14 protein-coding genes are annotated in these 14,334 nt (G+C 41.2%); all 14 read right to left on the bottom strand.

All coding sequences use genetic code 11. The annotated features are described in order from the left end of the window. Positions 1–201 precede the first annotated feature (201 nt). Positions 202–543 carry a hydrogenase maturation nickel metallochaperone HypA gene (hypA, locus tag CYP77_RS01865; RefSeq protein ID WP_103567207.1) on the bottom strand — a complete coding sequence of 114 codons (342 nt, stop codon included), beginning with the start codon at positions 541–543 and terminating at the stop codon, positions 202–204. Continuing rightward, complete coding sequence (gene hypE / locus CYP77_RS01860) at positions 543–1,535, bottom strand: hydrogenase expression/formation protein HypE (protein WP_103567206.1); 993 nt, start codon at positions 1,533–1,535, stop codon at positions 543–545. Before hypE ends, hypA begins: the two co-directional genes overlap by 1 nt. An 8-nt stretch (positions 1,536–1,543) precedes the next feature. Beyond that, on the bottom strand, positions 1,544–2,632 hold the full coding sequence (hypD, locus tag CYP77_RS01855; RefSeq protein ID WP_002940937.1) for a hydrogenase formation protein HypD: 1,089 nt from the start codon (positions 2,630–2,632) through the stop codon (positions 1,544–1,546). After that, a complete protein-coding gene (locus CYP77_RS01850; protein WP_009293878.1) occupies positions 2,632–2,871 on the bottom strand; it encodes a HypC/HybG/HupF family hydrogenase formation chaperone in 240 nt (79 codons plus the stop codon). The genes hypD and CYP77_RS01850 overlap by 1 nt, the downstream gene beginning before the upstream one ends. Further along, a complete protein-coding gene (gene hypB / locus CYP77_RS01845) occupies positions 2,871–3,683 on the bottom strand; it encodes a hydrogenase nickel incorporation protein HypB (protein WP_103567205.1) in 813 nt (270 codons plus the stop codon). The genes CYP77_RS01850 and hypB overlap by 1 nt, the downstream gene beginning before the upstream one ends. A gap of 123 nt (positions 3,684–3,806) precedes the next feature. After that, on the bottom strand, positions 3,807–4,439 hold the full coding sequence (locus CYP77_RS01840; protein WP_103567204.1) for a GDYXXLXY domain-containing protein: 633 nt from the start codon (positions 4,437–4,439) through the stop codon (positions 3,807–3,809). After that, positions 4,436–5,698: a DUF2157 domain-containing protein gene (locus CYP77_RS01835; protein WP_103567203.1), complete on the bottom strand. Its 1,263-nt coding sequence runs from the start codon at positions 5,696–5,698 to the stop codon at positions 4,436–4,438. Before CYP77_RS01835 ends, CYP77_RS01840 begins: the two co-directional genes overlap by 4 nt. Before the next feature lie 354 nt (positions 5,699–6,052). Then, positions 6,053–6,466, bottom strand: coding sequence for a nickel-responsive transcriptional regulator NikR (gene nikR, locus CYP77_RS01830; RefSeq protein WP_009293882.1), 414 nt, complete (start codon positions 6,464–6,466; stop codon positions 6,053–6,055). Between the two features lie 45 nt (positions 6,467–6,511). Next, positions 6,512–8,737, bottom strand: a complete 2,226-nt coding sequence (gene hypF / locus CYP77_RS01825) for a carbamoyltransferase HypF (protein WP_103567202.1) — start codon at positions 8,735–8,737, stop codon at positions 6,512–6,514. Next, positions 8,721–10,193, bottom strand: coding sequence for a hypothetical protein (locus CYP77_RS01820; protein WP_103567201.1), 1,473 nt, complete (start codon positions 10,191–10,193; stop codon positions 8,721–8,723). Before CYP77_RS01820 ends, hypF begins: the two co-directional genes overlap by 17 nt. Further along, on the bottom strand, positions 10,190–10,732 hold the full coding sequence (locus CYP77_RS01815) for a HyaD/HybD family hydrogenase maturation endopeptidase (RefSeq protein WP_103567200.1): 543 nt from the start codon (positions 10,730–10,732) through the stop codon (positions 10,190–10,192). Before CYP77_RS01815 ends, CYP77_RS01820 begins: the two co-directional genes overlap by 4 nt. After that, on the bottom strand, positions 10,732–11,412 hold the full coding sequence (cybH, locus tag CYP77_RS01810) for a Ni/Fe-hydrogenase, b-type cytochrome subunit (protein WP_021087640.1): 681 nt from the start codon (positions 11,410–11,412) through the stop codon (positions 10,732–10,734). Before cybH ends, CYP77_RS01815 begins: the two co-directional genes overlap by 1 nt. A 9-nt stretch (positions 11,413–11,421) precedes the next feature. After that, a complete protein-coding gene (locus tag CYP77_RS01805) occupies positions 11,422–13,140 on the bottom strand; it encodes a nickel-dependent hydrogenase large subunit (RefSeq protein ID WP_103567199.1) in 1,719 nt (572 codons plus the stop codon). 9 nt (positions 13,141–13,149) lie between these two features. After that, positions 13,150–14,295, bottom strand: coding sequence for a hydrogenase small subunit (locus tag CYP77_RS01800; protein ID WP_103567198.1), 1,146 nt, complete (start codon positions 14,293–14,295; stop codon positions 13,150–13,152). Between the last annotated feature and the right edge of the window lie 39 nt (positions 14,296–14,334).

Raw genomic sequence — 14,334 nt, 5'->3', positions numbered from 1 at the left:
ACTAAAGCCTTAAAAGCTAAATTTCTAGTGGCAATTTCTAAAATACCAAGTTTTGGAGCTAATGCCTGTACTAGCAAAAAGTTCTTTTTATGCTCTTGCTCGTTTTTATAGCTCATTAGGCGTTTGATTGAGAAAAATTTAACACTATCCATAAAAAATCAATAAATTCATAAAATTTTACGCATTATAATACGTAAAATTTTACTTCATCTCAAGGCGCATAAGATACATATCTTCGCCGTCAGTTACCTTTAAATTTTGGCTTTTGCACTTTGGGCAAGTAAAGTCATTTTCGCTAAGCTCCCCACCAAATCCACAATCCAAACACTCTACAACAATGCCTTGCAGATTTATCACAAGCTCGGCGTTTTTGCAGATCGTGCCAGCCTTATAAACATCAAAGGCACTCTCTAGATAGTGAGGCTCCACTCCGCTTAAACGACCAACTTTTATCTCGATCTTGCTTATCTCTTTGGCGTTTTCTTTGGCGGCATTTTTCTCGCAAAGGCTAACTAAATTTTGAACGATACTAAGCTCGTGCATTAGCAGATCCTTGGTAGTAGCTCGCCCTTTGGCGGCTCGAGAAATCTTCTTGATTTATAGGCGTTTTCGATGATGACACGCTCGTTTTTTGCCTGCAAAACCTCGCCTATTATCATCGCGTTTTTATCAAATTCTCTTAAAATTTTAAGCGCATCCTCAGCCTGGCTCTCATCAACAGCCATAACAAAAGTGCCTTCATTTGCAAGCTCATAAGGCTCAAAACCAAAGAGCTCACAAACGCCCATCACTTCGTCTGCCACCTTGATATTTTCTTCAAAAACCAAGATGTCAAATTTGCTAAATTTAGCCCACTCATTTAGCACCGCACTTAGTCCGCCCCTAGTCGCATCACGCATAGTTTGCGGTTTTATGCCAGCGCTAAGTAGCTTTAAGACAACCTCTTTTAGGCTCTTGCAGTCACTTTTTAGATCAAGTCCAAGCTCAAATTCTTCTCTTGCTGCAAGCACCACACCGCCGTGTCTGCCAACATCTCCAGAGATTAAAATTTTAGCCCCTGCTTTTAAATTTTTAAGCTCCACGCCCTCGCAAACTATCTCGCCGATGCCTGCTGTGTTTATGAAAATTTTATCGCATTTGCCCTTTGGCACGACCTTTGTATCGCCACAAACGACGCTTACACCACTATCTTTGCAAGTTTTTGCAAGCGAGCCAAGCACCTTTTCAAGCTCCTCTATGCTAAGCCCCTCTTCGATGATGAGCGAGCAGCTTAGGTATTTTGCGCTTGCTCCAACCATCGCTAGGTCGTTTATCGTGCCGCAAGCTGCGATCTTGCCGATATCTCCGCCGCTAAAAAAAATGGGAGTTACCACAAAGCTATCTGAGCTAAATGCGATCTTGCCGTTTAAATTTAGTATCGCTGAGTCGTTGCTCTGCCTTAAAATTTTATTATCAAAAATTTTAAATATCGTCTCGTTTATAAGCGAGTTCATCTCCTCGCCGCCGCCACCGTGGCTTAGCATTATCTTTTTCATTAAATTCCTTAACCAACTCTTGCATATTTAAAATATGCCGCACAAGCGCCCTCGCCTGAGACCATGCACGATCCTAGCGGGTTTTGCGGGTTGCAAACCTTGCCAAAGACCTTGCAGTCAGTCGGCTTTGCTAGCCCTCTTAAAATTTGCCCGCAAATGCAAGCCTTGCTCTCGCCAGCGCTCTCTACACTACAGTCAAACTGCACTCTGGCGTCAAGGTAAGCAAACTCATCTTTTAGTTTCATGCCACTTTGTGCTATCTCGCCAAGGCCTCTCCAGACAAAGTCGCACGGCTCAAAATACTTAGCTATGAGCTCTTTTGCTCTTAAGTTGCCCTCTTCTTTGACCGCCCTTGCATACTCGTTATAGACTTCATAAGTGCCTGCGTTTTGCTGACGGACTAAATTTAGCACACTCGCCATGATGTCAAGCGGCTCAAAACCGCTAATGGCGATCGGTCTTTTAAACTCATCTGCTAGCTCTTTGTAAATTTTACTTCCAGTGATGACGCTCACGTGGCTTGGCCCCAAAAATGCGTCTATCCTTACGTTTTCGTCGCTCATTATAGCTCTAACTGGCGCTGGGACGGTTACGTGATTTATGTGAAAGTATAAATTTTTAATGCCCTCTTGCACCACTTTTTCAACCAAATTTGCGCTCATCGGCGTTGTCGTCTCAAAGCCAATGGCAAAAAATATGACCTTTTTGTCTGGGTTTTGCTGGGCTAAATTTAGCGCATCAAGTGGCGTGTAAAGTGCTCTTATATCATGCCCCTCTCCGCGAAGCTTTTGCAAGCTTGTCTTTGAGCCAGGCACTCTTAGCATGTCAGCTAGCGTGCAAAAGATCACATTATCCATGCTAGCAAGCTTACAGGCCTCATCTATGCGGCTTTTTGGCATCACGCAGACCGGACAGCCTGGGCCGTGGACGAAATTTATATGCTCTCCAACTAAGCTTGGCAGCGCAAATTTCATAATGCTATGCGTGTGACCACCGCAAATTTCCATGATATTTAGCGGTTTTACGCTCTCTTTTTGTATGAGTTTTGAAAGGGCTAGGATTAAATTTTTATCACGAAAGTCATTGATAAGATCCATCAAATTTTCCCCGCGTCCATATCCTCAGCGATCTTTTGATAGACCTCCAAGCTCTCAAGCGCAAACTGCGTATCGATCTTTTGCATAGCGTATCCAACGTGGATTAGCACGTATTCGCCAACTTTCACCTCTTCAGAGATGAGATCTAGGCTTACCTTTCTAGTAACGCCCAGAGTCTCAACTGTGGCGACGTTATTTTCATCTATTTCTATTACTTTTGAAGGGATTGAGAGGCACATTATCTTAGCTCTTTTTTAAATTCCAAATAACTTATCCATTTATCGATGCCCTCGCCTGTTTTGCTATCTACGACAAAGATATCAACCTTTGGATTTAGCTTTCTAGCGTCGTTTTTTACTCGCTCGATATCAAAGTCAAAGTGCGGCGCAAGCGAAGCTTTTGTGATCAAAAGCACGTCAGCTGCCCTAAACATCACTGGGTATTTGCTCACCTTATCATCGCCCTCTGGCACTGAAAGAAGCACAGCGTTAAAGTGCGAGCCAACGTCGTAGCTTGCAGGGCAGACTAAATTTCCAACATTTTCTATAAAGACTAGATCAAGCTCGTTTAGTGGCAGGTGATGAAGCCCCTCATGCACCATAAAAGCGTCTAAATGGCAGGTCTGACCTGTGCTTATCTGATGAGCTTTTGCGCCAGCTTTTACTATGCGGTCTGCATCTTGATTTGTTTCTAAATCGCCCTCGACAACGCCTATTTTAAATTTACCAGCCTTTATCGTAGCTTCTAAAAGCGTAGTCTTGCCAGCGCCTGGACTACTCATCAAATTTACACAAAGTATCTTTTTCTCATCAAGATGCGCTCTGTTGTGAGCGGCCTCTTTGTCGTTTTCAAAAAGAATTTTCTCTATCACGTCTATGGTTTTGCTCTCGTTTAGCACAGGGTGTGCGTGAGCCTCGTGGCTATGCTCGTGTGCGTCATGAGCGTGATCTGTATGCCCATCGTGAGTGTGTGGGTGTGAGTGAGTAGTACCATCAGCGTGAGTGTGAGTGTGGGCGTGATTTCCCATTGAACAACCGCAATCTTTACACATTTTATTATCCTTTTTTATTAATTTTTAGAGATTTTAACGCTTAAATTTAAAAATAAAATTAAAATTTAAGGGCATTTTATGCAAATGAGATAAATTAACCCGTTTTTTAATTACCCTTTAAATTTACCTTTGATCTTGCAAGCGAATGTTTTTATCTAGCTCTTCAAGGCTCTCGTTATCATCTGTGTAGCCATTTTCATCAAAATTTTCATCGCTATTTCTTTTTTTGCCATTTGGCGTGATGATGAGATCTTTTAGCCTCGCTCTGCCGTCATCCATCACCATCAAAACAGCAACAGCATCCACGTCTTGATCCATCATCTCTCGCTCAGTTTGCTTTGCCTTTTTAGTTGGCATGTAAAACTCTTCGATGCCGTATTTTACAAATGAATATCCATCAAATTTACCAGCTAAGAAAAGAGCGTCTTTTGGCTTAGTAAAGCTAAATTTATCAAAAGCGTAAGTAGCATTAGCATCTTGCTTTAAAATGGCGTAAATTTCATCATTTTTTGAGATATTTCCATCATATACATCTATCTCCATGCCAGTTTTTTCATCAAATTTATACCGCTGTAAATTTGAAAAGTCATAGCTTAAGCTCAAGTAGTTTCCGCGAAAGAGATCCCTTGGATCATAAAGATTTACCCTCACTTTTACCTCTTTTCCAAGATAAAGTGGCATGAGTGCGTATGCGAGCATCGCAATTATTAGTAAAATTTGAAAAATTATGGCTAGTATTAGCAATCTTATCTTCATTTTTTGCCTCCTTTTTTAGCAGCAACTGCGAGCACGACGAAGGCAAAGATAATAAATAGCGCCGTAGCCCCTAAATAATCGCCTATTAGCTCAAAGTATCTAACCACCGCAACTAAGAATATCATGCATAATCCAAGTGCAAGCTCGCCATTTTTGATAAGCACGGCTGCAACGATGATGTTTGCTAGCGAGAAGAAGATATTTGCATATCCCACACCCAGACTAAAGACAAATGGCAACGCAAAGAGTATCAAACCAAGAAACAAGCCACTTTTGTTTTTCTCTTTGAAAAATAGCGCAATGCTAGCGATGCTAAATACGGCAAAAATCTTGCCAAAGCTACTATAAAAAAATGCTTTTGCAAACCAAAATTTATCTTCTTCTAGCTCGTAGATATCACCATTTGCATAAGCTATCAGGCAAACGACCAAGATAACGATGCCAAGATACTTGCCAAAGCCTTTTACAAGGTGCGCTAGCCTATCTCTAAAGCTAGCTAATGTGCTAAAGAGCGCGACAAGTAAAAGCGCGTATGAGAGCGATAAAGTAGCAGCCATCGGCGCTCTAAACATAAGATCATAGCCATAAAATTCGTTAAACCCACTGATCCTAGCGCAAAGCGAAACGATGTAGAAAAATATATCCGCTAGAAGCACAATCGCAAGAAATACTGAGTCGTTTTTATAAAGCGTGTAGGCGCCAAGGGCTATAAAGACGATAAATTCATAAGCAAACTCGCCGCCCATGCCCTTTAAAACAAACCAGATCGTAGCAAAAACGAGGCTTTGAGCCACTAGCAAGGCCTTTTTACTAGCAAAAGAGAGCGCCATAGCTCCAACGCTCCAGAGCAAAACTCCACCGCTTGGCTCGTCGCTAATATTGTAAATTTGAGCGATAAGCGCTATGGCTGCGCCGTAGCAGAAATTTCCCAAAAAGAGCGTAGCCGTACCAAGCTTGTCTTTGCCTTTTTTGAGGTAATAAACTCCACCAAAATTTAAAAGAGCAAGCACTCCAAAGATGATGACAAGGCGCCCCATCCTTGGTATCTCCTCCCAGTAAGCTCCAACTAGTGTAAAAAATGCCAGCGCGAAAAAGAGATAAGCAACCAACTTTAAGATAAAGCTAGTCTTTTCGCTATGAGCGTTTAGATCTATTTCATATAAATTTGCTATCTTTAAAGCGGTGGCCTTATCGACCACATCCTCTTTTTGCCAGCGATCTAGCTCTTTGGCTAGAAAATTTCTATTGTAAAAATTCATCTTTCATTCTCTTTAAATGACATTTTTTTGTGGCTAATGATAGCATACAAGTGCCAAAAATGCTAGAACAAAAATAAAGCAAAAAAGGGAGAAATTTACAAAGCCAAAAAAGAACTTGGGCGGGCTTTTACAAAATTAGCTTTAGCCAAAGCCCAAGCAAAAAACGGTCATCAAACTATTTTTACCAAAAAAGATACATGGCATGCGCAAAAAAATGCAGCAAAACCCTGCTATAAATTTGCAAAAATGGATCACAAAAACTGCTAAAAAACTAACAAAAAGACAAAATAAGACAAGCTCCGCAGCCAAGAGCACTGCTAGCTATTTACAAAAATTCTAAATTTAGCTTTTAGCTTAAAATTTAGGCACAGCGGCCTTTGTAAGTTTAGAAAACTTAACACCCTTTAAGCCAGCAATCCTATCAGCAAAGCGCTCTATCTTGCTAGCCTCACCTCTTATCGAGATCGTTTCTAAGCAGTTGTGATGATCGACATGAACGTGATTTGTGCAGATGATCTTCACATCAGAGTCATGCTCGATATCCATTTTTTTATTCACCAAATCGTTGTGATGATGCACATAAATGAGCGTCAAAACCCCAATCAACTCCTCGTTAGCGTCCTTCCAGCTGTCGCTTACGATCTTTTCACGGATCAAATCCCTTGTAAATTCACTCCTAGAAGCGTAGCCTTGTTCGCTAACTTTTCTATCTAGTTCGTCTAGTAATTGACTAGGCAAAGAAACACTAAAACGTATAACACTATCCATTTTTTGCTCCTTTCTCGTTTGATTACCGTTTAAAATAATTATACATCACTTATTAGAAAATGTGGATAAATAATAATAAATTTGCCCTAAATTTACGTTAGAATCGTTACTGCAGAATTTCTTATTGATATAAAATTTCAAATTTGCTTTAGTAAATTTTTTGTAAATAAGCTCAAGCAAAGTCTTATTTTGAAAAACTCCACCACTTAGCAAAATCTCTTTTTTCTCACTTTTAGAAATTTCAAAAATAATATCAGCCATGCCATTTATAAATGCCGTTGCAGCCACTCTTGGCTCATCTTTTAGCGCACTTTTAAAGGCATCTTTAAAGCCGATAACTCTGTCATTTAGGCTAAATTTATAACACACATCTAAATTTTTATCATAAAGCGCCTCAAGCCTCATGCCACTTTCGCCCTCAAAACTCGAGTGAGATATGCCACATATTATCGCACCAAATGCGTCAAATATCCTACCAACAGAGCTAGTTTTTACTAAATTTAGCCCCTTTTGCTCCATCATCTTGAAATTTCTAAGCACCTTTTCATCAAAATTTACTAAAAATTTATGCCCCTCGTCTTCAAGCTGATACTTCAAAATAATAGAATAAGCGATGAGATAGATATTTTTTATGCTATTTTCGCCGCCAAATAAGCTAAATTCATCAAAGTGATAAACTCTTTTGTAGCTATTTTTATCCAGCCTAAAAACCTCGCCACCCCAAATTTTGCCGTCCTCTCCGTATCCAGTGCCGTCAAAACAAAAGCCAAGATACTCTTTGTCTGGCAAATCATTTTCAAAGATCACACTTAGCAAATGCGCGTAGTGATGCTGCAGATGAACTAACTCAAAGCCCTGCTCTTTTGCCCATTTTGTATTTAAAAAATTTGGATGAATATCAGCTATGACTTTGTCTATTTTTAGATCATAAGTCGTTTCAAAAAGGGTGAAAATATCCTTAAACCTATCAAAAGTCGCCACGTTTTTTAGGTCACCGATATATGGACTAACCATCAAAAGGCCGTCTTTGTAGATACAAAATGAGCTTTTTAGCTCCGCTCCAAGGGCTAAAAATGTCCCTTTTTGCTTAAAATTTGTATGGATGAAATTTGGATTTAGACCACGACTTGTTCTTGTAAAAATCACTTCATCATCAACGCAAAATGCGATACTATCATCACTTGGCGAGTAAATTTCTCGGTCGTGATCAAGATAAAAGTCTATAACGTCGCCTAGTTTCTCCCTTAGTTCGTTCTCATCTTTTATCACAACCTCGCCTGAGATGTTTGCGCTAGTTGCGATGATGTCGTGCTTAAGGTGGTCAAATAGCAAAAGATGTATGCCGCTAAATGCAAGCATAACGCCAAGCTTGTTTAAATTTGGCGCGACGCTTTTTGCGATATTTGAGTCATTTTTTGCCTCAAGCAAGATGATTGGCTTTAAATTTGAAGTAAGAAGCTTTGCCTCTGCCTCTGAAATTTGCGCTATCTCTCTAGCGTTTTGTAAATTTTTACTCATTAGAGCAAAGGGCTTGCTTGGGCGGTGCTTTCTAGCTCTTAGCTCACAAACTGCAGCTTCATTTGTCGCGTCGCAAACCAGATGAAAGCCACCAAGCCCTTTAATGGCTAAAATTTTGCCCTCGTTTATGAGCCTAGCTGCCTCTTTGGCTGCTTCGTTCTCACTAGCCAAAACTTTGCCAAATTTATCTTTTAGATAGAGCTTTGGCCCGCAGTTTGGGCAAGAGATCGGCTCTGCGTGATAGCGGCGATTAAGCGGGTCTTTGTATTCGCTCTCGCAAAATTTACACATCTTAAACTCGTTCATCGTCGTATTTACCCTATCATAAGGCAATGCTTTGATGATGGAAAATCTCGGTCCGCAGTTGGTACAGTTTATAAAAGGGTATTTGTAGCGTAGATTTGTAGGGTCATAAAACTCGCGCAAGCAGTCATCACAAAGTGCGTAATCAGGCAAGATAGGCGCTTGTTTGGTCGCTGATTTTGAAGCGATGATCTCAAGTTTTTCGTAAATTTGATCTATCTTAATCTTCTTTAGCTCATCGATCCTAGCAAGGGCTGGTAGCTTCTCATAAAGCTCTTTTTCAAAAGCCAAAAAGCTGGCCTCTTCGCCGCTAAAATTTAGCTTCACGCCCTCGTCATCGTTGTAAATTTCGCCAACTAGCTTAAAATTATGCGCCAAAGTATAGACAAAAGGTCTAAAACCAACGCCTTGAACTAAGCCTTTGATCTCATATCTAAAGCTTGATCTCAACGCCAAATCCGGGGTCAAAATTTGTTTTTATATTTGGGTTTAGGTGCTTTTTTATCAAGTTGCTAACTACCTTATTATAAAATAAATCCCCGCTTAAAGTAACATTTTTGATGTTAAATTTATCTCGTTTTTCATAGCTAAAATCGCTCAAAAAATGCGCCAAAGACTCGGTGCAACCAAAGCTGATATTCTTCTCTCCAGCGCCAGCAAGGATAAATGAAATGATACTTTTTACAAACTTAACCCCGTCTAAACCAAAGTCATCTTTCATCTTATAATCGATCCTAACGCCCTTTTGGCCGCTAAAATCGCTTGCCATAAGGAGCAAATTCTCCCCTGCTTTTTTAAAGTCACTGCTTAAGCCAAGCAAGCGTCCAGCTATGCAAAATAGCGAGAAAAAGCTAGCGTTTGAGCTAAATTTACCACTTGGCAAGTTGCGCTCTTTACTGAAGTTTTCAAGTAGCCTTTTGCCGCCATCCTCAGCCCTTATGAGCTCATAAATTTCTTCAAAGCTGCTAAATTTTGGTAAAAATAGAAGCTGCGTTTTGCTTGATTTTGAAAGCAGGCAAATTTCATCATCGCCAAATTTGCTAAATTTAAGCCCCAAAGCCACTTCGCCAAAATAGCTAAGCTCAAATTCCTCATCTTTTGTATAAAAAAATGGGCTTAAAAGGGCGCTGTTTTCAAGCAAAACAAGCCTTGAAAGGGCGCTTTTTTGCTCCTTTACAATAACGCTTAAAAAGCTAAAGCCCTCTTTATTTAGCTCATCGCAAAGGGCGTAAAGAAAGAGGTCATTTGGCGCCATCACGTCAAAAAATAGCGGTGCACCCTCGTGGTTTTGCCTGTAAATGGCTGTGGTTTTTAGCGCTAAAAGTGGTTTTTCAAAGCTAGCAAGCGCGATCTGCGACCTATCACCAGCTATAAAAATTTTAGGTAGTTGTTTTAAATTTACAGGCATCAAGAAATTTGCATCAAATTTCACCCCAAGAGAAATTTCATATAAATTTTCATCTTGCTCTACGCAAACGCCCTTGCCGTTTTTTAATAAATTTAGGCAGGTTTTTAGCTTTTCATTAAAATTATCAAGCGTTATCTCGCCATCAAATTTACTCCAAGCAAGCGCGCCACTTTCATTTAAAATAGCCTTGCCATTAGCCAAAAATGCCGCCGCTTGAGATGGGCTAAGCGTGCCAAATTTTATCTCTTTTAGCTCATCTGCCACGTCAAGCTCATCTGCCACATCGACCTCGCTATGCTTTATAAAAAGGCTGTAAGGCAAAATGGCGCCTGCTCTGTCTGCTAGGGCGCTAAGCTCATTGGCAAAGCCACTTACTTTTAGGCAAATTTGATCATCTTTGCAGCTTATAGAGTGTCTAAGCTCCCCAGCTAATGAGCGTAAAAATGGCGCCAAAAAGGCTGACTCTTTAAAGCAGTCAAATTTAAAAGCAAGTATCATTTTAAACCTTTTTTGGCGTAGTCATCGAGGGTATCATTTAAGGTGAAATTTGCCACCTTTTTGCACTTAAAATCAAGCTCTTTTAATTGATCAAGTAGCGTTTTTTCTAGGATGTTAGAAGCTTTTATAACTTCATCTGAGAGGCTAAAATTTGATGATTCTATGCGGCTAGGCACGATGCCTAGGATTTTGGTTGTCGGTCTATCGCCTGCAAGCTCCATTAGATGAAGGGTTTGGAGCATCTCGATCTCGTGAGCCGAGCCGTCCCAGCTGATAAAATTTGGCACGTTTAGAAAGTCGAAAAAATAAACATCGCCTACGCTTGCGCCATTTGCGCTAATGCAATCAACGACGATGAGATAGTCAAATTCGCTTATAATGTGAGTTAGAGCGAGGGCTAAAGTGCCCCCGTCCATTAGAGTAAGCTCGTTTTTAGAGCTTGTAAATTTATAGTTTTTTGCCATCAAATTTACAAAATGAACACCTATGCCCTCATCAGCAAACATCACGTTGCCAATGCCAAGAACAAGCACTCTCATCAGTGTTCTTTTACAAATTTATAGCCGCTAACGATGGCGTCCATCGCTCCATTTTTGCCTTTAACGGCGTTAAATATCGCCATATAAACGTGAATAGGCACAAATATCATGATGATCCACATACAAATTCTATGTATCGTTCTAACATTTGCTAGCCCACCCATAAGCTCTTCAAAGTATCTCGCTGGCTCGTAGATCGCTCCGCCAAGTCCATTGTGATAAACGTGAGCGTAAAGCACTAGGCCAGTTAGGCAGATGAGCGCTAAGATGACGTAAAAGAAAAAGTATGAGGCAAACTGCAATGGGTTATAAACGCCCCTTAAATGCGGGTGTGGCCCCATAAAAATGTAGTACTTTATCTGCGCTATCCAAACTTTTGGACTTAAAAAGTCAAGCACGCTCATCCACTCTTTTTTGCTGTGTTTATCAAAGACAAATAGATAGAATTTAAAGATAAATACCGCTATTAGCACAAAGCCAGCGACCTGGTGCGCCAAACGCCACTTTGCTTGCATGAAATTTGTAGGCTCGCTCGTGATCTCTGGACTCATAAAGACATAAGAGATGTAGTAGCCACTCACAATTAAAAGCGTGATAGCTATAAATCTAATCCAGTGTGTCAGCCTAACGCCGATGGAGAATTCATATTCGCTGATCCTGTCAGGATTTTTATGTGACATCTTTTCTCCTTACAAATTTGGATTTATCTTATAAGTACTCAAATCATTTCCCTTCGTGTCCATAACATGCACGGCACACGCGATGCAAGGGTCGTAAGAGTGAATTTTTCGTATTATCTCAAGTGGTTTTGAAAGATCAGCGATCTTTAAACCAACTAAGCACGCCTCGTAACTTCCCATTTGACCTTTGGCGTCTTTTGGAGAGGCGTTCCAAGTGCTTGGCACGACTGCTTGCCAGTTTGAGATGACGCCATCTTTTATGCGGCACCAGTGGCTTAGCGCGCCTCTTGGAGCGTTACCTTGAAAATTTCCTTTATATTCTTTTTTGTTATCTATTACATATTTTGTGCAAGTCTCTTGATCTGTCTTTAAATTTTCGATCAAGGCATTAAATGCGTCCATTGTGTGCTCTGCGACCACTTTTGCCTCAAGCATACGAGCAGCTGTTCTGCCTAGAGTTGAAAAGACTGCACTTAGCGGCAAGCCACTCTTTGCTAAAAACTCATCAACTATCTTTTTAACTCTCTCATTGCCTTTAGCGTAGTTTATGACGATGCTTGCGATCGGTCCTACTTGCATAGGCATGCCATCATATCTTGGCGCTTTGATCCAGCTATATTTGCCCTTTGTGTCAAAAAGCTTGCTGTGAGCTAGTTTGCCCTCGCCGTCTATGCTCTCGCCATCAACAAGGCCAGTGTAGTTTGCCTCTGTCTCGCCGTCATAAGGGTGAAGCGCTTTGTCGTTTTTATACCAAGATCTTGTAGCCTCTTCTGTAATTTTATTTTCGTCGATATCATAAACCTTGCTAATATCACCATTTAAGATGATGCCACCTTTAAATAGATGGTCATTTTTGCCAATCAAAAACTCATCGTAGCAGAATAAATTTGATACGCCAACGTCGTTTAGAACGCTTGGCTCGTTTGCATAAGCCTTAGCCGCCATCAAAATATCTGGATAGTAAGCTCTATCTACAAATTCTTTGATCTCAGCAAATTTACTCATGTATTCGCCCATTCTAGCTGGATCCATAAGATCCATCACGCAGGTCACGCCACCAACTGTTAGACTTTGTGGATGTGGGTTTTTCGCACCAAAGATAGCCATCATCTGAGCTGCTGTTCTTTGGATCCTTAGGCACTCAAGATAGTGAGAGAGGACGATTAAATTTTGCTCTGGTGTAAATTTATATGTGCTATGTCCCCAGTATGCGTTGGCAAATGGTCCAAGGTTGCCCTTTTTAACAAAGGCTTCAACCCTCTCTTTTACCTCTTTTAGCTTGTCAGCTCCCGTTGCAAATGGCGTGCTTGCGTATTTAAATGCCTCTTCGCTAGCTTTATGTACATCAGCACTTAGCGCAGAGACGACATCCGCCCAGTCCATGCCGTGGAGCTGATAAAAGTGCACGATGTGATCGTGAAGATATAAAGCTGCGTTCATGAGCGTTCTAGTTAGCTCTGCATTTAGCGGAGGCTTGATGCCAAGGGCGTCCTCAACTGCGACTATGCCTGCTCGGTAGTGTGAGTATGTGCAAACGCCGCAAATTCTTTGCATGAAAAAGCCAGCATCTCTTGGGTCTCTGTTTTTTACTATCTGCTCTAAGCCCCTCCAAAGAGTTGAGCCAGAGTAAGCCTCTTTTACAACGTTATTTTCATCGACTACGACTTCTATTCTTAAGTGCCCTTCGATACGTGTTATAGGGTCTATTACTATTCTTTTTTCACTCATTTTTTCGCCTTATTCTTTATCTTTACTCATACAAGCTAGTGCAGCGTGAGCCGCTATGCCAACACCAGCAAGTGCTAAAATTCCAATGCCTATTTTATCACTTACATTATCAGCGCCAAGCCCCAAAACAGTGTCAAATAGCCTATCAGCCATCGGCTCTTCAAACGGCCCCATCGTATCCCAGAAGTCTGGCTCTGAGCAGCCTATACAGCCGTGACCTGCCTGAACTGGCCATGATGTGTGCTGGTTAAATCTCTCGCGTGAGCAGTTATTAAATGTATATGGACCTTTACAGCCTACTTTGTATAAGCAGTAGCCATTTTTTGCACCCTCGTCGCCAAAGCTTTGGACAAATTCGCCCGCATCAAAGTGACCACGTCTTTCGCAAAGATCGTGAATTCTTAAGCCATAAGCCCATTTTGGTCTGTTATAAACATCAAGTGCAGGCAAAGTGCCAAATAGCAAGTAGTGAAGCACGTTGCCAACGATGTTCTTCTCGCTTGGAGGACAGCCTGGGACATTTATGACTGGTTTATCGGTCACCTTTGAAAGTCCGACTGCATTTGTTGGATTTGGCTTAGCTGCTTGGATACCGCCAAAGCTAGAACAGGTGCCAATGGCAAAGATAGCAGCCGCATTAGCAGAGGCATTTACGGCGTGAGTTTTGCCGCTTGTGCCGTGAGGTCCAACTGTTAAAAAGTGCTCAGTAGCTCCCGTTGGCACGCCACCTTCAACTAGCAGGATATATCTGCCCTTATATTTTTCTATCGCATGCTCTAAATTTTCTTCAGCTTGCCAGCCAGCAGCCGCCATGATAGTTTCGTGGTATTCAAGGCTTATGTAGTCAAATATAAGGCTATCTATGCTTGGAGCGTCAGTTCTTAGCAAGCCCTCGCTACAGCCAGTGCACTCAGCCATGTGAAGCCATATCACTGGGAGCCTATCGCTTAGCTCAGCAGCGCGAGCAACCATCGGCGTCATCGCACTTGGCAATGCCATAAAAGCTGTCATCGCACCAGCCCACTTCATAAAATCACGCCTAGTAAAGCCCTTATCTTTTAAAAGCTGCGCAATACTAGTGTCATTTTTCATCTTAGGCAATGCACTAAGTTCGCTTAAGCGTCTATCTATCTTTTGACGCAAGTCATTATTCATATAAGCTCCTTCATTTGAAATTTGTTTATTTTGTATCTT

The organism is Campylobacter concisus (assembly GCF_002913865.1).
GTDB classification, from domain to species: Bacteria; Campylobacterota; Campylobacteria; order Campylobacterales; family Campylobacteraceae; genus Campylobacter_A; species Campylobacter_A concisus_AM.
The sequence above is the reverse complement of the archived record's forward strand: the minus strand, read 5'-3'. Positions and strand labels throughout refer to the sequence as shown.

Coding starts and splice junctions, on each gene's coding strand:
- cybH (WP_021087640.1), bottom strand. CDS start 11,412: ATGTCACATAAAAATCCTGACAGGATCAGCGAATATGAATTCTCCATC.
- hypA (WP_103567207.1), bottom strand. CDS start 543: ATGCACGAGCTTAGTATCGTTCAAAATTTAGTTAGCCTTTGCGAGAAA.
- CYP77_RS01815 (WP_103567200.1), bottom strand. CDS start 10,732: ATGAGAGTGCTTGTTCTTGGCATTGGCAACGTGATGTTTGCTGATGAG.
- CYP77_RS01800 (WP_103567198.1), bottom strand. CDS start 14,295: ATGAATAATGACTTGCGTCAAAAGATAGATAGACGCTTAAGCGAACTT.
- hypE (WP_103567206.1), bottom strand. CDS start 1,535: ATGAAAAAGATAATGCTAAGCCACGGTGGCGGCGGCGAGGAGATGAAC.
- hypD (WP_002940937.1), bottom strand. CDS start 2,632: ATGGATCTTATCAATGACTTTCGTGATAAAAATTTAATCCTAGCCCTT.
- CYP77_RS01820 (WP_103567201.1), bottom strand. CDS start 10,193: ATGATACTTGCTTTTAAATTTGACTGCTTTAAAGAGTCAGCCTTTTTG.
- CYP77_RS01840 (WP_103567204.1), bottom strand. CDS start 4,439: ATGAAGATAAGATTGCTAATACTAGCCATAATTTTTCAAATTTTACTA.
- nikR (WP_009293882.1), bottom strand. CDS start 6,466: ATGGATAGTGTTATACGTTTTAGTGTTTCTTTGCCTAGTCAATTACTA.
- CYP77_RS01805 (WP_103567199.1), bottom strand. CDS start 13,140: ATGAGTGAAAAAAGAATAGTAATAGACCCTATAACACGTATCGAAGGG.
- CYP77_RS01850 (WP_009293878.1), bottom strand. CDS start 2,871: ATGTGCCTCTCAATCCCTTCAAAAGTAATAGAAATAGATGAAAATAAC.
- CYP77_RS01835 (WP_103567203.1), bottom strand. CDS start 5,698: ATGAATTTTTACAATAGAAATTTTCTAGCCAAAGAGCTAGATCGCTGG.
- hypB (WP_103567205.1), bottom strand. CDS start 3,683: ATGTGTAAAGATTGCGGTTGTTCAATGGGAAATCACGCCCACACTCAC.